Source organism: Agarivorans sp. (assembly GCF_050295395.1).
GTDB lineage: Bacteria > Pseudomonadota > Gammaproteobacteria > Enterobacterales > Celerinatantimonadaceae > Agarivorans.
The window spans coordinates 1-22,788 of sequence record NZ_JBNKPP010000196.1 but is presented as its reverse complement, the minus strand read 5'-3'; the positions used below and the strand labels follow the sequence as shown (position 1 = coordinate 22,788).

Sequence of the window (22,788 nt, the reverse complement as noted above, 5' to 3'; positions counted from 1 at the left end):
GTTTTGTTCTGATTTATTTTATGGGCGGCTTGCTGGCACCCTTGTTAATTGCCTTGGTACTTGCTTACTTACTGGATTGGCCGGTAAGTTTTTTAGCCAATCATGGTTTTCGGCGTAGTTTGGCGAGCGCGCTGGTACTATTGGTGTTCTTTTTAATCGCCACTTTTGCGGTATTACGCGTGTTGCCTACAGTATGGGGGCAAGGGGTTAACTTATTAAGCGAATATCCGGTGATGTTAAATAGCTCGCAGCAATGGTTGGAATCACTGCCGCAACGTTATCCGGAATTCATCGATGGCGCCTTGATTGAAGCAGTGGTGAGCAACGTTCGCAGCCGTTTAATGGGCGTGGGCGAGCAGCTATTGCAGTCTTCGTTTTCTTCCATCGTTAACCTTGCCACGGTGATGGTATACAGCGTACTGGTTCCCTTAATGGTGTTTTTTATGTTGAGTGATAAAAAGACCTTATTGGGCAGTGTGTCTCGATTTTTACCTAATGACCGTCGCTTAATTGTCCAGGTGTGGGCAGAAATGAATGGCCAAGTGGTGAATTACATTCGCGGTAAAGCCATAGAAATACTCGTAGTGGGCTGTATTAGCTATGTGGTATTTGCGGTAATGGATTTACGTTATTCAGCCTTGTTAGCGGTATTGGTGGGCTTATCAGTCCTCATTCCTTTTATCGGTGCCTTTGCCGTGACCTTGCCGGTGGCCATGGTGGGTTTGTTTCAATGGGGAGTCAGCCCGCAGTTTGGTTATTTGATTTTAGCCTATGGCATTATTCAGGTGATTGACGGCAACGTATTAGTGCCCTTGTTGTTCTCGGAAGCGGTAAACTTGCATCCGCTGGCGATTATTATGGCGGTATTAGTATTTGGTGGTTTGTGGGGATTTTGGGGGGTGTTTTTTGCGATTCCCTTGGCAACCTTAGTGAAAGCCGTGATTAATGCTTGGCCACATCATATTGCTCAGCCTGAAGAGCACCCCCCTCAGGCTTAAGCTTTAAGCTTATTGATGTAAATAGTCGAGCACCACTTGATGGTGCTCTTTGGTTTTAAACTTATCGAATACTTTTTCAATCACACCTTGCTCGTTGATTAAAAAACTAATCCGGTGAATGCCGTCGTATTCTTTGCCCATGAACTTTTTCAGTCCCCACACCCCAAATTGTTCCGCCACGGCATGATCTTCATCAGACAGTAAATCAAAGTTAAGCTGGTGCTTTTCTATGAATTTAGGCAGGCGTTTAACCGGATCTGGGCTCACGCCAAACACTACGGTATTGGCTGCGGCTAATTGCTCGATGCTATCGCGCAAACCACAAGCTTGAGTAGTACAGCCAGGGGTTAAAGCTTTAGGGTAAAAATATACCAGTACTTTTTTCCCAGCGTAGTCACTGAGTTTAATCCGTTTTTCGTCTTGGTTCGGCAAGTCAAATTGTGGGGCTGCTTCTCCGGCGGTCAACGTTTTCATTGAGTATTCCTTGTTGTGGCTAGTTTGACAAAATATGCAGATTAAATTGTTGGCAGCCAAGATCCTGACACAGCTTAGCAAACGCTTGCTCTATCATTTCTGGCTGATGTTCGTTGCTAAGTTTGACTTCAAACTCGGCGTGCAGCATTTCTTGCTGATGCTCGGTGAACAAGTTCGATTTCAATCCCATCATGCTCATCTGGTGATCACTAATAAATTGAGTCACCTGACTAATTACCCCGGTCGCATCAGGCAGGGTTAGTTGTAATACTGCGGTGTGTGAGTAATCGATCAACTCGTGTCGCGAGGTTTTTTTAAGTACGGTAAGCAGTTGTAACTCTTGGGCGCTAACCGGAAGGCGTGTTTCTATTTGAATAATCGCGTTGTGAGAGCCAGAGACCAACATAATCAGGGTGAACTCTGAGCCAAACAAGGCCATTCGGCTATCAACAATATTACAACCGCAACTAGATACCAGCTGGGTTAGCTGATTTACAATGCCGGGGCGATTGGTACCAACGGCAGTAACAACAAGGTGTTGACTCATATTTGTTTTTATTGATCCTGCAAGATTTTAACGCTCAGGATACTTGCTTCAAGCAGTGAATTCTAGCGCTTCACTTATTCTCGCCACTGAAAAGCGGCGATTGTATCAAGCCCTGAAGGTTTTCATCTTGTGTTTATCAAGGTGGCTAAGTAGTATAGCGGCCTTACTCTGGATTGATTTTGCTTGATAAGATCGTTTACCAGTTCATCTTTATTTTGTTTGTAAATGTAGTGGGATATGCAACTAGTTTCTTTTCAAACGATGAAAATCGTGGTTTTGGGCAGCCTAGTGGCCACTCTAGCAGCGTGCTCCGATGGCGTAGAGAAGCGTCGCCAAGCGGAACGTAATTTTGATTATTTAGAAGTTTCACAGATTGAACCATTAAAAATCCCACCAGGTGTGACAGCTCCAGAGCAAAGCGCAGAATTTGTTATTCCTAGTATTACTCCAGATAATCAAATGCTACTAGGGCCACAGGTAGATGTGCGTGCGCCAGTTCAGGTGATTCCATTAATTGCCGGTAGCCGCATTGAAGACACCGAAAATGGGCTGATCTTTTGGTTTGATATTTTAAGAGCTCAATCGGCAGCCGAAACTAAAGATGCAATGATGCGCACCATTGGTGAATACCTCGCTTACCGTAAATCAGGTATTTTGAATCAAGACCCTCAGCAATCTTTGATTGAGTCAGACTGGTTAGTTGACCAAGAAGAAATTGAGGGCAGTATTTTCTTTACCGACAAAGTGGTTGAGCAACGCCAAAAATTTGCTTATCAACTTGATGTTAAGCCACATGGGCGTACTGCAGGTTTGAAGGTGAGCTTTGTTGATGCCCAGTTGTATCGTGACACCAGTGATTCAGTAGTTGAATTAGATGCTTTTGATAAGCAGCGCTTGGCTGTTATTGAGCTTAATCGTTTGATTGGCTATGTCAGTGAGCGTCGCGCAGAGCTTGAAGCTCAGCTAGCCGAACAGCGCCAACAAGCTAAATTAGCCACAATGAGTGAAACTGAGAAAGAGCAGCTTTACGATGAGACGGTTAACTTATTATTAGTAAATGAAGGCGGCGCAGCCTACTACCGAGCTAAAGCAAATATGGAAAAAACCATGAAGCGCTTGCGAGTAGTATTGCCTTTGGCTGGCTTTACCATTACCGATTACATCGAAAACTCAGGTAGTTTGTATTTAACTTACGAGCGTCCTCCTGAGCAAATCTTAGAAAACTATGGCTTAAGTACCATGGAGTTTGCTGAGAAAAACTACATCTTTACTGTGGGCTCAAATGGCGATGTAACGCAGATTACTTTAGCTGACGAAGAAGGCATTGTATTGAAGCCGAGTGAAGTGAAGGCCTTGTATCCTTATCTGGCTATCTTGATGAAGATGGGCCTAGACACCGCCGACAGTTTATCTCGTTAGCGCTTCAAGCAGAGCAATAAAAAGGTCCCAGTGGGACCTTTTTTTATGTCTGATGAGAGTTAAGCAAAGGTTAGTTTTTGTCTTTGTCTTTGTCTTGTTGGTCTAAGGTATCGGCTTGGCGATTATTTTGCTCATTCTTTTTGTGCAGTCCAGGGCTGATGTTAAAGCGCCCCATGTGTTTTAGCATCATGATATTGCCAACAATAAACCCCAATACCAAGACAATCAGAAGAATTAGATAGGGTGTGCTCATGCTAACCTCGCCAACCTGCTTACAAGTGGATAGCTTGTAAACTAATGTTTGAAATTAAACTCATAAATGCCACCGCTAGTAACAAAGCAGCGGGCGGCGCAGTTTGATAAAACTGAGGGCTTAACCATAACAGGGTTGCCGCGAGTAAACTGACGCTCATGATCACGAATTGCTTAACGGTTGCTGCTTGCTCAAACAATGTGGGGTTAAGCATCAAATAGCCACAAACAACGATGAGACTGAGCATCGCCGCCGCTAGTCCGATTAACGGTAGCAATTTATCGAAGCTGCTAAGCCGGTGTTTGGCTTTAACTAATAGCCAGTGGGCAATAGCCGCGCCGCAGGCGATAAAGCTAAATAACCATAGGCTATGTTGCATGAGTAGCCATAGGGCGGCTAATAGCAGCGGTATAGCCATTATCCACCAAGACTTAAGCGACAGACTGCGTTTCTGTTTTAACTGGTTTAAGCGATAACACAAAAACCAGCCTACCAAGGCACTGGCGAATACTAGCGCCACTAAATAGGGGTTTTGCTGGCTTTCAAAGCCACTTAAACCAGCGAGGCTGATAAAACTCACCAAGGTGGCCAGTTGTCGCTGAATTCGCGCGCTCTGGCCCCGGCATAGCTGCCCTTTGTGTAATACCAAAATTAAAATCAGAAAACTAAGCGCGGAGCAACTGACTAAACTTACAAACAAGGTGGCATACAGGTTCGGCATTATTTCTCCGGTAAACAAATATTTCTTACGTACTGAGTCATGATCTGCTCAATGTTTTGCTCAATGCAGCTAAAGCCTGCTGCATTTGCCTCTTTTAAGTGCTGCAGAATTTGCCTCGCATCCAGGTTGGCCAATAATTTCTCACTACTGGGCCAATGGCTGAGGTGCCAAGGTTCAAACTCTACTCCACCTTGAAACCGCCGGTAAGGGTAGAAGAAGTGATAGTCTGCGGCGTTTGCTTGTAACCATTCAGACAGTGAACTTTGGCAGCCGCCAGTAGCATATTCTTGGGGGATCAGTTGCAGTGTTTCTTCTTTGGGGAGCAAGCTCGGATCGTAAAAATCGAAGTCTGTGCCCCAATGGTGGCGACTCGCACCGGGCAAGGCCGACCAACGCAAGATAGCCTGCATTTTTTGCTGGTCGCTGAGTTGTATTATGTCTAGGGCTTGGCTATTGGCATCGAGGATTGGCCGCCGCCCATGCCATTTGTTGTTCCAGATAGTAAGCTGCTGCTGAAAGTCGCGATAGCCACTGTAGACCTGCAAGTCGAATCCAGCGGCCTTCGCGGCTAAATGTAAGCCGCTTAAGTCTTGAATAACTTCTGGATGAACCCAAGCAAACTGCGGGTCTTTGAGCAGTTTGCTAGAGTCCAAGCCATATAGGGAAAGCTGTTTATGGGTTTGATCCATGGTTACCTAATACGTTCACCAGTAATTCGTAGTACATGTCGGTCAGCTGCTCTAAATCAGCGACTTTGACACATTCATTGACTTTATGAATGGTCGCGTTAACCGGGCCTAACTCAACAACTTGAGTACCCATTTTTGCGATGAAACGGCCATCCGATGTGCCGCCAGTGGTTAATAATTCCGGCGCTTGTTTAGTTACCTTGCTGACCGCCTCGCTAACCGCGCTTAAAAAACTGCCTTCTTCAGTGAGGAAGGGCTGGCCGTTATACGTCCAATCGAGTTGGTAGTCTAAGCCATGGCTGTCGAGAATATTATGGACTCGTTTAACAATATCTTGGTCGGTGAGTTCGGTTGAATAACGGAAGTTAAACTGCACTGCCAACTCGCCAGGAATCACATTTGATGCACCTGTACCAGCATGAATATTGGCGATTTGAAAACTAGTTGGTGGGAAAAACTGATTACCGTTGTCCCAGTGCATTGAGGCCAGTTCGGCTAAGGCTGGTGCTGCTTGGTGTATTGGGTTATTGGCTAAATGAGGGTAGGCTACATGGCCCTGTACGCCCTTCACATTTAAGTCACCAGTAAGTGAGCCTCTACGGCCATTTTTCACTACATCTCCCACTCGATGGGTAGACGAAGGTTCGCCGACTAAGCACATATCAATCAACTCGTTACGAGCCATTAGTGTGTCTACCACACGGGTTGTTCCGTTAATAAACGGACCTTCTTCGTCGGAGGTAATTAGATAGGCAATTGAGCCTTGATGATCGGGGTAGTCTGCCACAAAACGCTCAGTGGCCACTACCATTGCGGCTAAAGACCCCTTCATATCAGCGGCGCCGCGGCCATGTAATACGCCATCAATCACGGTGGGTTCAAATGGCGGTGTATGCCACTTCTCGGCAGGGCCTGGAGGAACCACATCGGTATGTCCGGCAAAGCAAAATAACGGGCCGCTATTGCCTTTACGAGCCCACATATTGGTGGTGTCTTCGAAAATCATGGCTTCGATATTAAACCCCAGTGAACTTAAGCGCTCAGCCATCAGAGTTTGGCATTCACAATCTTCAGGGGTGACTGAAGGTCGGCTAATGAGGTCTTTTGCAAGTTGCAAAACGGGACTGTCTGACATGGTGCTTATGCTTCCGAAGTGAAAAGTTGTTGATAAGTATCGGCTTTAAAACCTAGTGTTAAGCTATTGTTGATTTGCAATAAAGGACGCTTAATCATTGCTGGATATTCACTCAGCAGTTGAATTGCGGTTTGTTGATTAAGGCCAGCTTTTTGCTGCTCACTAAGCTGTCGGTAGGTGGTGCCTCGTTTATTCAGTAACGCTTCCCACCCTAGTTGTTCACACCACTGGGAGATTTGTTGGCTGCTCACGCCTTCTTTACGATAGTCGTGGAATTGAAATTCGATGTTGTGTTCGTTTAACCAACGGCGTGCCTTTTTAATGGTATCGCAGTTGGGAATACCATACATGATGATGTTGGCTGCTGGCATAGTGCTTCCCTTTTTATATTTTGGGCTAAGAATACCAGAGCTGGAGTAAAAGCTCATTGCCTATTGGGATTGTTTTTATTACTTGAGGGGGAGGGAAGCGGGCAAAAAAAAGCCACGCCCGAGGGCGTGGCTTTGGGGGTGGAATAAATCAAGTTACTTGATAATAGTTAGCACTGGTGTTTCACCAATGGTCACCGCACCTGATTTTTTCACTAGCTCTTTGATTTCGTCCATGTTTGAAATAACAACAGGAGTCAATGTTGATTTAGCTTTCTCTTCTAAAAGGGCTAGATCGAACTCGATGATAACATCACCTTGTTTCACTTCTTGGCCTTCAGACGCGATGCGAGTGAAGCCTTCACCTTTTAGCTCTACAGTGTCAATACCGAAGTGAACGAATAGTTCAATGCCGTCGGTAGACTCTAACGAGAAAGCGTGATTAGTTTCGAAAATTTTGCCAATGGTGCCGTCACAAGGGGCAACCATTTTGTTACCGCTTGGCTTAATAGCAATACCATCACCAACGATTTTTTCAGCAAATACAACATCAGGCACTTCTTCAATAGGAACAATTTCGCCTGATAGCGGGGCGATAATATCGATACCGCTTTTGCTTGAACTATCATCTGAAACCATTTTCTTGAATTTGTCGAATAGACCCATTGTGGCGCTCCTAAATTCTTAATTATTGTGCAGTTGTAACTATCTTAACAGACCGAATTTTGTTTAACAAAAGTGTCAACTAGCGTGGCAATTTCGGCTGCAGTTGGAGCAGCTAAAGCTTGATCGGCTAATTTCTTCGCATCAGCATAGTTCGAATTACGGATCAGTTTTTTGATCCGAGGTATAGAAATGGCACTCATTGAAAATTCATCTAGGCCCATTCCCATTAGTAACAGGGTAGCAGCTTCGTCACCGGCCAATTCACCACACATACCTGTCCACTTGCCTTCAGCATGTGAGGCATCAATAACCTGTTTAATTAAGGTTAATACTGCAGGTGACATTGGGTTGTAGAGGTCTGAAATAAGCTCGTTACCGCGGTCAACAGCTAAAGTGTACTGAGTTAAGTCGTTAGTGCCAATACTAAAGAAGTCGACTTCTTTAATTAGGTGATGGGCAATCGCAGCAGCGGCAGGTGTTTCCACCATTACGCCCACTTCAACTTCTTCGTCAAAGGCCATGCCCGCTTCACGCAATTCGGCTTTTAGCGTGTCTAATACGCCGTTAAGTTTACGAATTTCTTCTACGGCAATAATCATTGGGAACATGATGCGCACTTTACCAAAGGCCGAAGCTCGTAATAGCGCTCGCAATTGGGTGTTCATGATCTCTTCGCGGTCGAAGAAGATGCGAATCGCACGCCAACCTAGGAATGGATTCATCTCTTTGGGAAGATCTAAGTAAGGCAGATCTTTGTCACCACCGATGTCCATGGTACGGATAATCACAGGGTGACCTTGCATCGCTTCAACCACAGCTTTGTAGGCTTCGAACTGCTCATCTTCAGTAGGCAGTGAGTCACGGTCCATGAACAAAAATTCGGTACGGTATAAACCTACACCTTCCGAACCATTGCGGTGGGCGCCGTCAACATCTTTAATCGTTCCGATGTTGGCACACACTTCGACTTGGTGACCATCAAGAGAAACAGCCGGTAAGTCTTTCAACTTAGCCAGTTCTGCTTTTTCTTCTAAGTAGCTTTGTTGGCGCTGCTTGTAAGTTGCCAGTTGCTCTTCACTTGGATTGATAACAACTTCATTGTTAATCGCATCCAAAGCAATCATATCGCCGTTGTTTACTTTTTGAGTAATGTCGTTGGTACCAACAATGGCGGGTAGCTCTAGTGAACGAGCCATAATTGATGTATGTGAAGTACGGCCACCGATATCAGTCACAAAACCCAATACTTTATTTAAGTTAATTTGAGCTGTCTCTGAAGGTGTAAGGTCGTTAGCAACTAGGATCACTTCTTCAGTAATAGTACTTAAGGAAACGATTTCAATTCCAAGTATGTTTTTGACTAAACGAGAACCGATATCTCTAAAATCGGTAGCGCGCTCTCTCAAATACGGGTCATCTAGTTCCGATAGCATTTGCGCGTTTTGTTCGATAATGGTGCTGGTAGCTTTATCTGCACTCATTAAGCTGTCTTTGATGCAAGCTAGAATTTCTTCTTCTAACTCTTCATCTTCCAACAACATAATGTGGCCTTCGAAGATCGCTTCTTTCTCTTCGCCGAAAGTTTTACCAGCCATTGTCTTAATTTCTTCGAGTTGAGCCGATGTTTTTGTGCGGCCATCGAAGAAACGCTGAACTTCGTTATCTACTTGCGTTGCATCGATTTTTTCTTGGTTAATCACCACTTCTTGCTCGGCTAGAAGTAGCGCTTTACCAATTGAAATTCCTGGAGACGCCAGAATACCTGAAATCATAACCTGTACCTATTTGGTTTAACTGAATAAAGGGGGTAAAAACGACTGGCTTATTCAAGCTCATCCATTAGTGCGACAAGCTTTTCAACGGCTGCATTTTCATCAGCGCCTTCGGCACGAATGATTACGCTAGTGCCTTTAGTTAAACCTAAGGTTTGTAGTTTGAATAAGCTTTTGGCACTGGCTGATTTACCGTTACTTTCTACGGTGATGTCACTAGCAAAGGCTTTTGCTTCTTTTACAAACTGGGCAGCAGGGCGAGTGTGAAGGCCATTCTCAGCAGTAATTACAACAGATTTTTCAAACATATTATCATTCCTCGATAGTAATAATTATGTCGCCTAAAACTTGTATAAGCTTAGACGTTTATCAGTAAAACGTTTTCGCGAAAAAAATAACGTAAAAGTAGACTGCGAAGTTTAATCTACGTCAAGTTTTTCGGTTAAGTTGTAAGCTGTTACCAATTATTACAAACAAGATGTATCTATAACTGTTTGTAATAATTGGTATTTTACTAATTTATCGTCGTAAACAATGTATCCATTTTGATACCTTGTGTTACAAATGGATACATTGCTATGCGCGATATTTGGTGGTTTGGAGTATAGGTTTTGCGCTTTTGTTACACAAGAGAATGATGTTATTTTTCTTAGAAAATTAAGTCTGGATCGCAAAAAAAAGCGACCCATCAGTGGATCGCCCTTATTAGCGTTTATTTAGGCACTTTATTGAACGTTTTCTTGCTCTGTGAAAATGTTTGCAAATAGCGCACTTGATAGGTAACGCTCACCTGAACTTGGCAAGATAACTACAATGGTTTTATCGGCAAATTCTGGTTTCTCAGCGATGCGATTCGCAGCGACTACTGCCGCCCCTGATGAGATACCAGCCAAGATGCCTTCTTCTTCCATTAGGCGTTGAGCCATAGCAATCGCGTCGTCATTGCTAACTTGTTCAACTAGGTCAACCATATCCAAGTCTAGGTTGGCAGGGATAAAGCCGGCGCCAATGCCTTGAATTTTGTGTGGCCCAGGGGTGAGTTCTTCACCGGCCTTAGCTTGAGTAATCACTGGTGAATCAACCGGTTCTACTGCAACGGAGGTGATTTTCTTACCTTGTTCTAATTTGATGTAGCGGCTAACACCGGTAATGGTGCCGCCTGTGCCTACACCGGCCACGAATACGTCTACTTCACCATCTGTATCTTCCCAGATTTCAGGGCCAGTAGTTTTTTCGTGAATTTCTGGGTTGGCTGGGTTATCAAACTGGCCAAGCAAAATGTATTTTTCGGGATTGCTATCGCGGATTTCCTCAGCTTTAGAAATGGCACCTTTCATCCCTTTGGCCCCTTCGGTAAGCACTAGGTTGGCACCCAAAGCTTTAAGAAGTTTACGGCGCTCTAAGCTCATTGTGTTAGGCATGGTTAGAGTAATAGGGTAGCCGCGCGAAGCCGCTACGAAAGCAAGTGCGATACCGGTGTTACCACTGGTCGGTTCAATGATTTCTTTGCCTGGGCCCAATAGACCTTTTTTCTCTGCGTCCCATACTAGGTTGGCGCCAATACGACACTTCACACTAAAGCTTGGGTTGCGGCTTTCTACTTTAGCTAATACATTGCCTTTGCTTACTCGGTTTAAGCGAACTAAGGGAGTGCGACCGATTGTTAGGGAATTATCGTCGTAGATTTTACTCATTGAAGCGTCCTTTTTAGTTTATACGGGGTGCTACTCTTAGTGGTTGTTTTGCACCAAGCAGCATTAACTGTAGTAATAGCATAGCGTGGTAATTGCTAAGGGGAAGTAACGTTTATTTATAACGTTATGTAATTAAGAGATAAATTAATATGCCATTGATAGCGATTGAGCGCTGGTTAGGTAGCTACTGGGTTGATATATACCCTAAAGTCGCAATCATGATTGGCGGTGGTTGCCGCAGAGAGCTTGGCTTCAGCGGCAATAGATTGACTGTGTTTTACCAGCAGGGATGAAACATCCTTGCTATTGGTTTGTGGCGTTCAAGTTAATTGTTAGAGTCGATATAAAATAATAGATACACGATAACGGCTGCGTAATGAACTCCGTTCTATCGTATAAATAGAATAATGGCTAGCCCCTTGGCTGGTGGCCCATTCAAGCGCGGCTTTTTTCGCTAGGTCGATGCTGTATTGGTCTAAAAAAGTCTTTTGGGCGATTTTGCTTAAGTTCAGTTCCTGAGCTTCACCGTAGCTAACTCGCTGTAACGGCGGTGTTGCCGCGAATAGCGGCGAACTGATTAGCAATAGACTCAACAGGGCATAACGAAATAAATGAATAGACTTCATGGCTAACTCCCCTTAATCATTTGATCACGGTAACTATCTACCCATATAGCGGTGGCTCCACATACGGCTACCGGCATGATTATTAAGTTTAGTAGAGGTACGGTGCTGCAAAATAAAACGATCGCTCCAAAGCCGCTATTTCGAATTCGATCTTGCTTTAGTTGGTCACGCATGGTGGTAAATGTAATTCGGTGGTTATCAAAGGGGTAGTCGATGTATTGAATGCTCATCATCCAAGCGCTAAATAAAAACCACAGCACTGGCGCGATGGTTTGACCGATGGCCGGAATTAAAAACAACAACAATAACCCCAATGCCTTAGGCAACCAATACACTAATTTTTGTAGTTCTCTAGAAAAAATTCGCGGCAAATCTTTAATTAGCTCTACCAGTGACATCTCTTCAATGGTTTTACCGCAGAGCAGTTGCTCTACTTTTTCTGCCAGCAGGCCATTAAAAGGAGCGGCTATCCAGTTGCCGATGATGCTAAAGGTAAAACCAAATACCATTAAAATGGCAATGATGGCAGTGGGCCAAATCAACCAACTTAACCAGTCTAACCAGCTTGGTAAATAGCTAACAATATCGTTTATCCAAGAACCAAGTTGTTGATATAGGTAAATAAATGCGCCCCCAAATAACAGTATGTTGGCGATTAAGGGGATCATCACAAACAGGCGCAGACCGGGCTGAGTAATTAAATGAAAACCTTGTACGATGTAGGAAATACCGCTGCGAGAGGCAAGCGTATTTTGCGTCATTGTTGTGATCTCTCAGTTGTTTATGGATGGATATATTACAAAGCGTTGGTGGCTCTGGTAAAGTCTTGGCTAATAATAGCTACTGAATAAAGCACTCTTTGTTATGCGTCTGAAGCAAATCCGTTTAGCTGGGTTTAAATCCTTTGTTGATCGGACCACTATTCCTTTTCCCACCGATATGACAGCCATTGTTGGTCCAAATGGTTGTGGCAAGTCTAATGTGATTGACGCGGTGCGCTGGGTATTGGGCGAAAGCAATGCGCGCAACTTGCGTGGTGGCTCGATGACCGATGTGATTTTTAACGGTTCAACCAAACGTGCAGCCGTGTCAAAAGCCATGGTAGAGCTGGTGTTTGATAATCAGCAAGGACGAATCGGCGGTGAGTTTGCTAGTTATGGTGAAATTGCCGTGCGCCGAGAAGTGACTAGAGACGGACAAAATAATTATCTGTTAAATGGCGCTAAGTGCCGTAAGCGTGATATTACCGATTTGTTTCTGGGTACTGGCTTAGGCCCGCGCAGTTACGCGATTATCGAGCAGGGTATGATCAGCCGTTTAATTGAATCTAAGCCTCAAGAACTAAGAGTGTTTATTGAGGAAGCGGCGGGTGTGTCGAAATATAAAGAACGACGCCGTGAAACCGAGCTGCGGATAAAACACAGTAACGAAAACATTTTGCGTTTGCGTGATATCGAGTCTGAGCTTGCGCAACAAGTTAATAAGCTAAAAACCCAAGCTCAGGCCGCTAAGCGTTATCGTCAATATCGAGAGCGTCATCGAGAGTTAAAGGCGCTGATTTGTCTGCAGGAGCTACGCCATTTAGATGCCAGTATCGACGGTGCCGATCAGCTGCATCAGCAGGCGGAACAGCAGCAAGCCCTTGCCGAACACGCGATAACCCAAGCCGAAAATCAGTTGCTGTTGTTAAGTCATCAACTGAGTGAGCAGCAAGAGTTTTCACAGCGCCTACAAGGACAGGCTTTTGAAGTAAAAACCGAGCTGGCCAAACTGGAGCAGCAACAACAGCATATTAAGCAGCAGCAAAACCAATCTCAGCAGGCCAGACAGCAGAATTTAGAGCAGCAAGCCAGTATCAAACAAAGCCTAGAAGCACTGAAGTTGAAGCTGGATGAGCAACAGCAACAACTTGAGGACTTAGCGCAGCAGCAGGAAATGCAACAGCAGTTGCTGCTAGAGCTAGAGCCACAACTAGAGCAAGCTGAACAGGCTTATCATCAAGCACAAGCAGAGCAAAATGCCTTCGTTAGCCTGTCCCAACAAGCCAAACATACAGTAGCGCAGCTGCAGTCACAGCTACAGCATAGCCAGCGCTTGCAGCAAGGCCAGCGGCAGCAATTAGCTCAGGCTCAGCAGGGCTTAAACCAGTTAAGCAGCCAAGCCGAGGAAGAAATTACCCGGCTTAAGCAACAGTTGGCCGATGCTGAGCCTCAGCTGCAACAGAGCGCTCAAGCACGATGCGCACTCAGCGAGAAAAAACAGCAAGTTAACACTCAGTTACAGGCGGCAGAGCAGCAATTGCAGCAATTAAAGTTGCAACAAACCGCCGAACAAACCCGCTTACAAGGTGTGGAAAAATTGCTTTCCCAATTTACTTGCAGTGCTCAGTTGCCTTTAAGTGAGGTGATTGCAGTGAATTCAGGTTGGGAGTTGGCTGCAGACACGGTACTGGGAACTTGGTTACAAGCGGAGTGGAGCGAAAGTTTATCACCCGAACAAAGTTTGGCGCTAAGTGCCGTGAGTGAGACTTATGATTATCAGTTTGCCGAGCCGCTACGTCATTTACCTAGTTTGGCTTCGCAGTTAAATGAGCTTGAGCTGAGCTTCTTATGTGGTCAGGTATTACTGGTTGAAAGCCTAGAGCAAGCCTTTGCATTGCGTCAGTACCTAAGCCCAGAGCAGTCTTTGATTACCGCCCAAGGCGAATGGTTGGGAAAATATTGGCAGCAACTGAGTCCGCAACAATACCAACATTCGCTACTGAGCTTGCAACAAGAGCAACAGCAACTCTCGGAACGGTTACAGCAGCTTAATGAGGCCTTAGCAGAGCAACGGCAACAGCAACAAAGTTTGCTCGAAACAGACCAGAGCTTGGCTGCACAACTTGAACAACAAACGGCTTTACAGCAAAACCTAGATAGCCAAATCAGTCAATGGCAGAGCCGCTTAGCTTTATTAGAGCAACAACAGCAGTTTGCCGAACAGCAACGGGATCGCTATCAGCAGCAATTAGAAGAACTGTCGATGGCCTTGGAGCAAGAGCAAGAAGCTCAGCTACTGTTGGAAGAGCAGTTAGAGGAAGCCCGTTTTCAGCAACAGCAACAAGGTGAACAGCAACAGCGCTTAGCCCAACAACTAGAACTTAGAAGCAGCGAATTGAAGCAGCTTAGGCAGAGTATCCAACAGCAACAACAGCTTGCTCATCAGCAACAGTTAGCCATGCAACAGCAGCAGGCCGCCATACAAGCGAGTTCCCAACAACGGCATTATCAGCAGCAAAAGCTGGACGAATTACTCGCCCAATTGAGCCAAGCGCCAGAGCAGCATCAAGATGAATTAGCGCTGCTTGCTGAGCAAATTGAGCAATTACTAGAACAAGTTTTACAGCTAGAAGAACAGCAAAGCGAAGCTTCCCAAGCTCAGCAACAGAGTCTTCAATCCCAGCAACAGCAACAACAGGCGTTAAAACAGGCTCAGCAACAATTGCAGCGCTTACAGCAACAGGATACCGAACAGCGGATCCAGCAACAGAGTTTGTTAGCTCGTCGTGCAGTACTGTTAGAGCAATTAGCCGAGCAGGGAGAAAACCTGAAACACCTGGAGCTGTCTTTACCCGAGGCTAGTCTGGAAGATGACTATGCCAGTGAGTTGGCTCAGGTGGATGCGCGACTGAAACGTTTAGGTGCGGTTAACCTCGCCGCTGAAGCCGAATTTGAACAGCAGAATGCCCGTTATCAAGAACTATGCGAGCAGTTAGCCGATCTTGAAGCCGCTATTGCAGTATTGCAGGCCGCGATTGCAAAAATTGACCGCCAAACCCGCTCTAAATTTAGTGAAACTTTTGCTAAAGTAGACGCGGACTTACAGCAGCTTTTTCCGAAAGTGTTTGGTGGAGGCAAGGCCTGGCTAGAGTTGTCGTCGGATGACTTATTAGAAACCGGCGTTACAATTATGGCTCGGCCTCCTGGTAAAAAGAATGCTAGCATAAGCTTGTTGTCGGGCGGAGAGAAAGCACTCACGGCTTTGGCCTTGGTTTTTGCGATTTTTCGTTTAAATCCTGCGCCATTTTGTATGCTAGATGAGGTGGACGCACCACTGGATGAAGTAAATGTGGGACGCTTTGCTGATTTAGTGCATAGTATGTCCGACAGTGTCCAATTTATATTTATTAGTCACAATAAAGTGACAATGGAAAAGGCCTCGCAGCTTGCTGGGGTCACCATGCAGGAGCCAGGGGTGTCCCGCTTGGTCGCAGTGGATATCGAAGAAGCGATAGCCATGGTTGAATAACAGCTTTAGAGAACAGTTAAATGCAGGAATTACGCATCGTACTAATCGTTGTAGGTATTATTTTAATTATTGCCTTACTCGCGCATGGATTTTGGAGTAGTCGCAAACAACGACCTGAGAAACTGCTTAATCCAAAACAAAAATTAGCGCCCAAAGAGGCTGAACAATCTAGAGATGAGCTGGGCTTTGATGATTTAGGTGTCGGTGAAGCGCGTATTATTGGCGATCCGCTGGAAGATGCGATGGCCCAGTTTGATAACAGCGAAGCCAAGCCTACTGTTAAGGTTAAACCTGTCGCCAAAGCTGTGGTCGAAAAAGCTGAGCCAGTGCAACGTAAAGAGCCGGAGTTTCACTTCTCGGCGGTGGATGATGAGTCGCCAATTGGCGAGACTCAAACCTTGGCTAGTTTAGAGGCCGAGCCTCAACTGGCGGCTGAAGATCTGCAATTTGAATCAAGCCAGTTTCAACCTGAAGCAAGCTCAGAACCTGAATTTGCCTATACTGCAGAAGAAACCAGTCAAGCCGAAGCCGAGCCCGCAGAGGAATCAGCGGCCGAGCCGAAAAAAGATCCTAGTGCACCCGATGATGTGTTCATTGTTAATGTGATGGCGCAGAGTGGTCGGTATCTGAAAGGCCCTGCCTTACTGGCCAGTTTAAACAAAATTGGTATGCGTTATGGCGATATGAACATCTTCCATCGTCATTTGGATAATAGTGGCACTGGCCCGGTTATTTTTAGTTTGGCTAATATGGTGAATCCTGGCACTTTCGATTTGGATAACATCGAGCAATTAGAAACCCGCGGCGTAAGCATTTTTATGACGGTTCCGTGTAAAGGCGAGCCCACTAAAAACTTTGCCTTGATGTACAAAGCGGCTTCAACTTTAGCTAAAGAGTTGGATGCGATCATGTTAGACGACCAACGCAACCCCTTAACCAAACAAACGGTTAATCACTACGAACAGCGCGTACGCGAATATGAGCGTAAGCAACTACTGGTAAACTAAATTTATTTCAGCAACATTTAGCCTTTCCAAGTCACTCATTTGGGAAGGCTTTTTTATTTAAAGGCCTCGCATGACTCAGCCAGAACAACAAATAGCGCAATTAATCGAACAACTAGAACAATATAACTACCAGTATTATGTGATGGACCAGCCTTCGGTGCCCGACGCCGAATATGATCGCTTGTTTAAACAGCTAAGTACTTTAGAAACACAGCATCCAGAGTTATTGCGTAATGACTCTCCTACCCAGCGCGTTAGTGGCGCTCCACTGGCTGCCTTTGAGCAAATTCAGCATGAAATGCCGATGTTGTCTTTAGATAACGTATTCAGTGAAGCTGAGCTAAGCGCTTTTAATAAGCGCCTACAGGAGCGCTTAAAGCGTGCCGAACCGATAAGTTATTGTGTTGAACCTAAGCTGGATGGCTTAGCCGTGAGCCTGTTGTACCTTGATGGCCAATTGGTTCAGGCGGCGACACGTGGTGATGGTAGCACTGGTGAGAATGTCACCGACAATGTTAAAACTATTCGCTCTATACCCTTGCGTCTGCGAGGCCGCAATTGGCCGCAGCGTTTAGAGGTGAGGGGCGAAGTGTTCATGCCTAAGGCTGGTTTTGAAAAGCTTAACCAACAGGCCGTCGCCAATAACGAAAAGGGCTTTGCTAACCCAAGAAACGCTGCAGCAGGTAGTTTGCGTCAGCTTGATTCAAAAATCACCGCTACTCGTCCGTTGGCTTTTTATGCGTATTCTTTAGGTGTGGTGAGCGACAGTCTTGGTAATAGCCATTATCAAAATCTTCAGCGCTTAAAAGATTTTGGTTTGCCGGTGTGCCCCGAGGTGAGGGTGGTGCAAGGCAGCGACGCGTGTTTCGCTTATTATCAAGAAATTGGTGAACGACGTCATACTCTAGCCTACGAAATTGATGGGGTGGTGTATAAGGTAGATGACCTTACTCTGCAACAGCAGTTGGGTTTTGTGGCACGAGCTCCCCGCTGGGCCACTGCACATAAATATCCGGCTCAAGAAGAAGTGACGATTTTGCGTGATGTTGAATTTCAGGTAGGGCGAACCGGTGCGATTACCCCGGTGGCGCGTTTAGAACCCGTGTTTGTAGGTGGCGTAACGGTGAGTAATGCGACTCTGCATAATGCGGATGAAATTGAACGTTTGGGAGTAAAAATCGGTGATAGCGTGATTGTGCGCCGTGCTGGTGACGTGATCCCACAGGTGGCAGGCGTGGTAATGGAGCGCCGCCCCGAGGATGCGAAAGAAGTCGTCTTTCCCCAAAATTGCCCGGTGTGTGGCAGTAAAATTGAGCGCATAGAAGGCGAGGCAGTGGCGCGTTGCGTGGCAGGCTTGCAATGTGCGGCGCAACGTAAAGAGGCATTAAAACACTTTGTCGCTCGCAAAGCCTTAGATATTGACGGTATTGGCGATAAATTGGTTGAGCAGTTGGTGGAACTGCAATTGTTGCAAACGCCGCTGGACCTTTTCCACTTGAAGGACCAACGCGAACAGTTATTGAAGTTGGACAGAATGGGTGAGAAGTCGGTCGATAAGCTGCTTGCTGGTATTGAACAAGCGCGTCAAACCACTTTGCCACGCTTTATTTATGCCCTCGGTATCCGTGAAGTAGGTGAAGCCACAGCAAGTAACTTAGCGATGCATTTTAAACAGCTTGACGCCATTGCCGCTGCGACAGTGGAGCAACTGTTAGCGGTGCCCGATGTGGGCGAGATTGTGGCTAAGCATATTCGCTTTTTCTTCAATCGCGAGTTAAATACTCAGCTAGTGGCAGAGCTAGCTGCGCAACTCTCTTGGCCAGCCATTGAAGAGCCTGCAGTAGAGGAACTGGTGCTTGATGGCAAGGTGATCGTACTGACTGGAACACTAAGCCAACTGGGGCGCAGTGAAGCCAAGCAAGCACTGCAAGCCTTGGGCGCGAAAGTGACTGGCAGCGTATCGAAGAAAACCGATTTGTTGATTGCTGGCGAAGCCGCTGGCTCTAAATTAACCAAAGCGCAAGAGTTGGGCATTGAAATATGGGACGAGCAACAGTTAATAGATTTGTTGCAATCGCACGCTTAAGTAGCACGGCTTGGGCACTGTTATTCCAAGCTATTGCTACTTGCATGATTTCGGTGCAACGCGGCATTGAGCGAAGCGCCTAGTTGGGGCAATGCGGTTGGTGGTTGTTTTTATCATCAGCCCAATTCTGTTTAAGTCGTTTGCTTGACAAGCAAAATCCTAGTTAGCCAGCATTTGTTACTGATTAACCAGACAATTCACTGAATGTTATCCATATTTGGTGTATATTTTGCTTCGTTGCTTAGGCAAGTTCTTGCTGTTATTAGGATTTTAAGTAGTTATGTCGGTTCTCTCTCCAAATAGTGTGTTTACTTCGTTACAGCAAGATGGGCCATTTGCGGTCACTCGAGATGCTGTCGTCGCCCACCCTTTTTCTCAACAGGTGCGTGATTGGGTGAAAAATGTGCAAAAAGACCCCAACAATGTGTCTAAATATCGCGCCTTACGCAGCCAGATTTTTGAGTTTTTAGGGATTGATAGTTTCTCGCAGATCCAAGCGCTGATTGAAGATGAAAAACTGCGTAAGCAACGCAGTGAGCGGGCCCTTTACTTGCTTGGCAATATGTTTGGTATCAACGGTAACCTTAACGAAATTGAAAATCGGATTGAAGAGTACGCGCGTACCGCCGATGCGGTGATCCATTCGATTAAGGGCAAAATTTTAGCGCCTTACGCATCGCATATTGAAAATACCAACGAAATTGAAGTGACCAATAATCCAGTAGAATTATTGCTGATTATGTTTAACAACAAATATCATAAAAAGGCTCGTTTTGAAGCTCGGCGTAAGCTGATTTTAATGACTTTGGCAGGCAGCATTGAGCAGCGGGAAAGAGAAACCGAAATCGAGACTAAGTTCTCTGCTTTCTTAGCCTTTTTAAATGGTTATGTATGGAGCAGCGAGCTAAAAATTGGCCAGTTGGATCCGGTTTATCTGCATTCTCGCCACCGTGAAGAGGACTACTCATGCTCAGAGGTGGCGGTGTTGAGTCCGCAGCAGGCTAAACTCGTTCAATTAGACAAGCGTGAACAGTTAACTTTGTTGAAGCGTCGAAGCTTTACCGTAGGAGAACGGCAAATTCCCATTTATGTATCTATACGGAAAAAGCCGCCCGAGGCTAAAGTCTTGAAACTACTGCGTAAAAACCAGAAGAACCCCGCGGTTGCGGTGGATGATGAATTGGGTTTAATGGCGGTGTTAGACTCTGTTAGCGATATTAAGGCTTTTCAAAAGCATATGACACGCAGTGCTTCGCAGGCCAATTCGCTGATGGTACTGGAAGATATCTCCGATTCGTTGACTGAGCGCAGCGAATACCATAGCCGCGCCGTTGGCTCTAGCTCTAAAACCCCGATGATGAAGTTTTTTGCGCGATTAGGCGGAATGCGGGTGGAGTTTATTATCCATACCAATCGCACTTGGTTGAATTACATGTACCAACGCGATGTGGCGCATAACGAATATGAAGTGAAACGGATGTTCGATACCGGGGTGATTGAACTGCTATTCCCCATGGATATTTTCCATCTAAATCATCGTAAGACTCGCGATGAGATGATTCAGTTTTTCCGCAAGCAAATAGAATCTTGAGTTTTAAAGTAAGCGCGGCCTGAATTATTCAGGCCGTGTAAACCTAGCTTAATGTTACCGAAGCCTGAGGCTTAGCTAAACTTACCGTAACAAATGCGATTAAGTTAATCACCAAGGTGGGGACGATGGGATGGACCCCGCCCATGTCAGGCTTAAACCACATCAAACCAATATAACAAACCAGCCCGCTTAGCATCGAGGCGATGGCACCATGGGCCGAGGCTTTTTGCCAATATAGGCCAAAAACCAAAGGCCATAGGAACACCGCCTGTAGTCCCCCCAGAGCTAACAAATTAAGCCAAATGATCATATCGGGTGGCTTAGTGGCGGCGACAAACACTAGGCCTGCAAAGATGGCAGTAACCCATAGTGAAGTGCGGCTCAAGCGTCGCTCGGCATTGGCGCCTTCAACGATTTCAGGGTTGATGTAGTTGATGTAGAGATCTTTTAGCAGTGTGGCTGAAGCTTGAATCAGCTGAGAGTCGATGGTGGACATAATCGCCGCCATGGGCCCTGCGAGGAAAATGCCCGCCAGCATGGGGGGGAGTACCGTCATCATTAAGCTGGGCATTATTTGGTCGGGGCTATCTAACTCTGGCACAATCACGCGCCCCAAGGCGCCTGCTAGGTGGGTGCCAAGCATTAATACACCCATCATCACGGTGCTGATGATCATGCCTTTGTGTAGTGAGCGACTGTCTTTGTAGGACATGCAGCGCACAGCCGCATGTGGCAGGGCAATAACCCCAAAACAGACCAAGACCCAAAAGCTTAAAATAAATGGTTGGCTAATAAATTTGTCTGGACCAAAGGGGGTCACTAAGTCAGGGTCAATAGTATGCAGTTGTGTGACTAAATGAGACAGACTACCGCCAGCATGAATGACTCCAGCTAATAACAGCAGCGTGCCTATCAACATCATGATGCCTTGCATGGTATCGGTGAGAACCACTGCGCGAAATCCGCCAATAGTGGTATATACGCCAACCGTGGCAGCGAAAATAAACAGGCCTTGAAAGTAAGATAAACCGGTTACGGTTTGTAGCAGCCTAGCTCCACCGACAAACTGTACTACCATGGTGCCAAAGAAGGCTAATAACAGCGCTAAAGAGGCTAAAATGACTACGCTTCGGCTTTTATAACGGGCGTATAGCATATCGTTTAGTGTCAGGGCGTTATGGCGGCGCGCTTCAATGGCAAATTTCTTGCCTAACACTCCAAGGGTCAGCCAGGCGGCTGGTAGCTGCACCATTGCCAGCAATACCCAACCTAGGCCCATTTTATAAGCCGCGCCTGGGCCACCAATAAAGCTACTGGCACTGGCGTAGGTAGCCGCTAGAGTCATGGCTAGCACAAAGCCACCCATGCTGCGACTGCCAATGAAATACTCGTTGAGAAAGCTACCCGCTTTATTATGCCGGCGAGTGAAAAATGCTAAGGCGAATACAATCAGCAAATAGATGATTAAAGGAACGATGAGTGATTTATTCATGATGCTCTTCGGGGTCTAATGGTAGATCTTGGTAGTAGTACTTAACCATTAGCGCGCACAGTACTGTAAAGATGATGGGCCCCACTACACAGGACATTAAAAACCACAGCGGCAGGCCCCAATAAAGTTCAGGCAAAGTTTGTTGTTCCATCGGTGGGGCTAAACCATAGGCACTGCAGTACCACCAGACAAAGTAGGCCAAGGCGAGCAATAGCGCCATCGCCGCTTCGCGGTTGGCTTGCTGATAATAAGCCGGTTGTTGCGGCATCATCTACTCCTAGGTTTGGCGACTAAAACTTAAAAGGCCACCTATAAGGTAGCCTTTGTCGACGCATTTTTACCATAACTACCAGCATAAACACAGGTTTTTAATACAACTTAGCTGCTTATTGTTAGTTGAGTCGGGTCGCTAGTTAATAGCGTGTTTGGCTAAAGCCATAAGCTAGCGGTTAGTTGAGGTCTTAAAACCAAGGGCTGAGCTTTAACCGGACGAGATATTCAGGCACAAAAAGCCCGTATTGTTGCGGGCTTAGTATTTGGTGGTCGCTACTGGCTTGAGCCAGTGCCCCTCGCCTTATAAAGAGTAGGGCGATGCCGCATCGCTTATTCAGCTTAAGCTAAAGGTGTATGGAATTTAGATAATAAAAAGCCCGCATTACTGCGGGCTTAGTATTTGGTGGTCGCTACTGGGCTTGAACCAGTGACCCTCGCCTTGTAAGGGCGATGCTCTCCCAACTGAGCTAAGCGACCGAATTTTTTTGGCTGGCTTTACAGCCTAAGGTTAGGTTAATTAAGAGGAGGGCGATATCGCCTTGATACTGCTTAATACCAAACCAAAATATGGTGGTTGCTACTGGGCTTGAACCAGTGACCCTCGCCTTGTAAGGGCGATGCTCTCCCAACTGAGCTAAGCGACCAAATTTTTTGGCTGGCTTTACCAGCCTATGGTTAGGTTTATTA

General features: G+C 45.9%; 21 protein-coding genes and 2 tRNA genes. 6 read left to right on the top strand and 17 right to left on the bottom strand.

The annotated features are described in order from the left end of the window. A partial coding sequence (locus ACQY6Q_RS11575; protein ID WP_427981594.1) for an AI-2E family transporter occupies positions 1-998 on the top strand: 998 nt, incomplete at its 5' end. A 9-nt stretch (positions 999-1,007) separates the two neighbouring features. Here ACQY6Q_RS11575 and bcp read toward each other — a convergent pair. Then, the gene (bcp, locus tag ACQY6Q_RS11570; RefSeq protein WP_427981592.1) at positions 1,008-1,472 is read right to left on the bottom strand and encodes a thioredoxin-dependent thiol peroxidase; all 465 of its coding nucleotides are present in this window, start codon (positions 1,470-1,472) and stop codon (positions 1,008-1,010) included. Between the two features lie 19 nt (positions 1,473-1,491). After that, entirely contained in the window at positions 1,492-2,019 is a 528-nt protein-coding gene (locus ACQY6Q_RS11565) for a glycine cleavage system protein R (RefSeq protein WP_427981589.1), read from the bottom strand. A 237-nt stretch (positions 2,020-2,256) separates the two neighbouring features. Between ACQY6Q_RS11565 and bamC the strand changes: the two genes are divergently transcribed. Further along, the gene (bamC, locus tag ACQY6Q_RS11560; RefSeq protein ID WP_427981587.1) at positions 2,257-3,438 is read left to right on the top strand and encodes an outer membrane protein assembly factor BamC; all 1,182 of its coding nucleotides are present in this window, start codon (positions 2,257-2,259) and stop codon (positions 3,436-3,438) included. A gap of 70 nt (positions 3,439-3,508) precedes the next feature. On the opposite strand, the gene ACQY6Q_RS11555 is transcribed toward bamC, so the two are convergent. The 11 genes from ACQY6Q_RS11555 to cysZ all read right to left on the bottom strand — a co-directional run bounded on the left by ACQY6Q_RS11555 (position 3,509) and on the right by cysZ (position 12,123). Then, a complete protein-coding gene (locus ACQY6Q_RS11555) occupies positions 3,509-3,691 on the bottom strand; it encodes a DUF2897 family protein (protein ID WP_427981585.1) in 183 nt (60 codons plus the stop codon). 19 nt (positions 3,692-3,710) lie between these two features. Further along, the gene (locus tag ACQY6Q_RS11550) at positions 3,711-4,412 is read right to left on the bottom strand and encodes a hypothetical protein (protein WP_427981582.1); all 702 of its coding nucleotides are present in this window, start codon (positions 4,410-4,412) and stop codon (positions 3,711-3,713) included. After that, positions 4,412-5,101 (bottom strand): M15 family metallopeptidase, encoded by a 690-nt coding sequence (locus tag ACQY6Q_RS11545; RefSeq protein WP_427981580.1) that lies wholly within the window; start codon positions 5,099-5,101, stop codon positions 4,412-4,414. The genes ACQY6Q_RS11550 and ACQY6Q_RS11545 overlap by 1 nt, the downstream gene beginning before the upstream one ends. Then, on the bottom strand, positions 5,085-6,245 hold the full coding sequence (dapE, locus tag ACQY6Q_RS11540; RefSeq protein WP_427981596.1) for a succinyl-diaminopimelate desuccinylase: 1,161 nt from the start codon (positions 6,243-6,245) through the stop codon (positions 5,085-5,087). The genes ACQY6Q_RS11545 and dapE overlap by 17 nt, the downstream gene beginning before the upstream one ends. Next, positions 6,242-6,607 (bottom strand): ArsC family reductase, encoded by a 366-nt coding sequence (locus tag ACQY6Q_RS11535; RefSeq protein ID WP_427981578.1) that lies wholly within the window; start codon positions 6,605-6,607, stop codon positions 6,242-6,244. The genes dapE and ACQY6Q_RS11535 overlap by 4 nt, the downstream gene beginning before the upstream one ends. A 153-nt stretch (positions 6,608-6,760) precedes the next feature. Continuing rightward, positions 6,761-7,270, bottom strand: a complete 510-nt coding sequence (gene crr, locus ACQY6Q_RS11530) for a PTS glucose transporter subunit IIA (RefSeq protein WP_427981576.1) — start codon at positions 7,268-7,270, stop codon at positions 6,761-6,763. Between the two features lie 44 nt (positions 7,271-7,314). After that, on the bottom strand, positions 7,315-9,042 hold the full coding sequence (gene ptsI, locus ACQY6Q_RS11525) for a phosphoenolpyruvate-protein phosphotransferase PtsI (protein WP_427981574.1): 1,728 nt from the start codon (positions 9,040-9,042) through the stop codon (positions 7,315-7,317). Positions 9,043-9,092: 50 nt separating this feature from the next. Then, entirely contained in the window at positions 9,093-9,350 is a 258-nt protein-coding gene (locus ACQY6Q_RS11520) for an HPr family phosphocarrier protein (RefSeq protein WP_427981572.1), read from the bottom strand. 417 nt (positions 9,351-9,767) lie between these two features. Next, complete coding sequence (cysK, locus tag ACQY6Q_RS11515; RefSeq protein WP_427981570.1) at positions 9,768-10,736, bottom strand: cysteine synthase A; 969 nt, start codon at positions 10,734-10,736, stop codon at positions 9,768-9,770. Positions 10,737-11,068: 332 nt separating this feature from the next. After that, on the bottom strand, positions 11,069-11,362 hold the full coding sequence (locus ACQY6Q_RS11510) for a hypothetical protein (protein ID WP_427981568.1): 294 nt from the start codon (positions 11,360-11,362) through the stop codon (positions 11,069-11,071). A gap of 2 nt (positions 11,363-11,364) precedes the next feature. Next, on the bottom strand, positions 11,365-12,123 hold the full coding sequence (gene cysZ / locus ACQY6Q_RS11505; protein WP_427981566.1) for a sulfate transporter CysZ: 759 nt from the start codon (positions 12,121-12,123) through the stop codon (positions 11,365-11,367). Positions 12,124-12,226: 103 nt separating this feature from the next. On the opposite strand from cysZ, the gene smc reads away from it, so the two are divergent. The 4 genes from smc (at position 12,227) to ACQY6Q_RS11485 (ending at position 20,336) form a co-directional block, all read left to right on the top strand. Beyond that, the gene (gene smc / locus ACQY6Q_RS11500; RefSeq protein WP_427981564.1) at positions 12,227-15,652 is read left to right on the top strand and encodes a chromosome segregation protein SMC; all 3,426 of its coding nucleotides are present in this window, start codon (positions 12,227-12,229) and stop codon (positions 15,650-15,652) included. A 20-nt stretch (positions 15,653-15,672) separates the two neighbouring features. Beyond that, a complete protein-coding gene (gene zipA / locus ACQY6Q_RS11495; protein WP_427981561.1) occupies positions 15,673-16,659 on the top strand; it encodes a cell division protein ZipA in 987 nt (328 codons plus the stop codon). A 70-nt stretch (positions 16,660-16,729) separates the two neighbouring features. Then, a complete protein-coding gene (gene ligA, locus ACQY6Q_RS11490) occupies positions 16,730-18,745 on the top strand; it encodes an NAD-dependent DNA ligase LigA (RefSeq protein WP_427981558.1) in 2,016 nt (671 codons plus the stop codon). Positions 18,746-19,025: 280 nt separating this feature from the next. Further along, positions 19,026-20,336, top strand: a complete 1,311-nt coding sequence (locus ACQY6Q_RS11485; RefSeq protein WP_427981556.1) for a hypothetical protein — start codon at positions 19,026-19,028, stop codon at positions 20,334-20,336. 43 nt (positions 20,337-20,379) lie between these two features. Here the strand turns inward: ACQY6Q_RS11485 and panF are convergent, their stop codons facing one another. From panF to ACQY6Q_RS11465, 4 genes are all read right to left on the bottom strand, one after another. Beyond that, complete coding sequence (panF, locus tag ACQY6Q_RS11480) at positions 20,380-21,828, bottom strand: sodium/pantothenate symporter (protein WP_427981554.1); 1,449 nt, start codon at positions 21,826-21,828, stop codon at positions 20,380-20,382. Then, positions 21,821-22,099: a YhdT family protein gene (locus ACQY6Q_RS11475; protein ID WP_427981552.1), complete on the bottom strand. Its 279-nt coding sequence runs from the start codon at positions 22,097-22,099 to the stop codon at positions 21,821-21,823. Before ACQY6Q_RS11475 ends, panF begins: the two co-directional genes overlap by 8 nt. A gap of 403 nt (positions 22,100-22,502) precedes the next feature. Continuing rightward, positions 22,503-22,578: transfer RNA gene (locus tag ACQY6Q_RS11470), tRNA-Val, on the bottom strand. A 91-nt stretch (positions 22,579-22,669) separates the two neighbouring features. Further along, positions 22,670-22,745, bottom strand: a tRNA-Val gene (locus ACQY6Q_RS11465). Between the last annotated feature and the right edge of the window lie 43 nt (positions 22,746-22,788).

Excerpts from the sequence above, each read along its gene's own strand:
- bcp (WP_427981592.1), bottom strand. The coding sequence starts at position 1,472 with ATGAAAACGTTGACCGCCGGAGAAGCAGCCCCACAATTTGACTTGCCG.
- ACQY6Q_RS11565 (WP_427981589.1), bottom strand. The coding sequence starts at position 2,019 with ATGAGTCAACACCTTGTTGTTACTGCCGTTGGTACCAATCGCCCCGGC.
- bamC (WP_427981587.1), top strand. The coding sequence starts at position 2,257 with ATGCAACTAGTTTCTTTTCAAACGATGAAAATCGTGGTTTTGGGCAGC.
- ACQY6Q_RS11555 (WP_427981585.1), bottom strand. The coding sequence starts at position 3,691 with ATGAGCACACCCTATCTAATTCTTCTGATTGTCTTGGTATTGGGGTTT.
- ACQY6Q_RS11550 (WP_427981582.1), bottom strand. The coding sequence starts at position 4,412 with ATGCCGAACCTGTATGCCACCTTGTTTGTAAGTTTAGTCAGTTGCTCC.
- ACQY6Q_RS11545 (WP_427981580.1), bottom strand. The coding sequence starts at position 5,101 with ATGGATCAAACCCATAAACAGCTTTCCCTATATGGCTTGGACTCTAGC.
- ACQY6Q_RS11535 (WP_427981578.1), bottom strand. The coding sequence starts at position 6,607 with ATGCCAGCAGCCAACATCATCATGTATGGTATTCCCAACTGCGATACC.
- crr (WP_427981576.1), bottom strand. The coding sequence starts at position 7,270 with ATGGGTCTATTCGACAAATTCAAGAAAATGGTTTCAGATGATAGTTCA.
- ptsI (WP_427981574.1), bottom strand. The coding sequence starts at position 9,042 with ATGATTTCAGGTATTCTGGCGTCTCCAGGAATTTCAATTGGTAAAGCG.
- ACQY6Q_RS11520 (WP_427981572.1), bottom strand. The coding sequence starts at position 9,350 with ATGTTTGAAAAATCTGTTGTAATTACTGCTGAGAATGGCCTTCACACT.
- cysK (WP_427981570.1), bottom strand. The coding sequence starts at position 10,736 with ATGAGTAAAATCTACGACGATAATTCCCTAACAATCGGTCGCACTCCC.
- ACQY6Q_RS11510 (WP_427981568.1), bottom strand. The coding sequence starts at position 11,362 with ATGAAGTCTATTCATTTATTTCGTTATGCCCTGTTGAGTCTATTGCTA.
- cysZ (WP_427981566.1), bottom strand. The coding sequence starts at position 12,123 with ATGACGCAAAATACGCTTGCCTCTCGCAGCGGTATTTCCTACATCGTA.
- smc (WP_427981564.1), top strand. The coding sequence starts at position 12,227 with ATGCGTCTGAAGCAAATCCGTTTAGCTGGGTTTAAATCCTTTGTTGAT.
- zipA (WP_427981561.1), top strand. The coding sequence starts at position 15,673 with ATGCAGGAATTACGCATCGTACTAATCGTTGTAGGTATTATTTTAATT.
- ligA (WP_427981558.1), top strand. The coding sequence starts at position 16,730 with ATGACTCAGCCAGAACAACAAATAGCGCAATTAATCGAACAACTAGAA.
- ACQY6Q_RS11485 (WP_427981556.1), top strand. The coding sequence starts at position 19,026 with ATGTCGGTTCTCTCTCCAAATAGTGTGTTTACTTCGTTACAGCAAGAT.
- panF (WP_427981554.1), bottom strand. The coding sequence starts at position 21,828 with ATGAATAAATCACTCATCGTTCCTTTAATCATCTATTTGCTGATTGTA.
- ACQY6Q_RS11475 (WP_427981552.1), bottom strand. The coding sequence starts at position 22,099 with ATGATGCCGCAACAACCGGCTTATTATCAGCAAGCCAACCGCGAAGCG.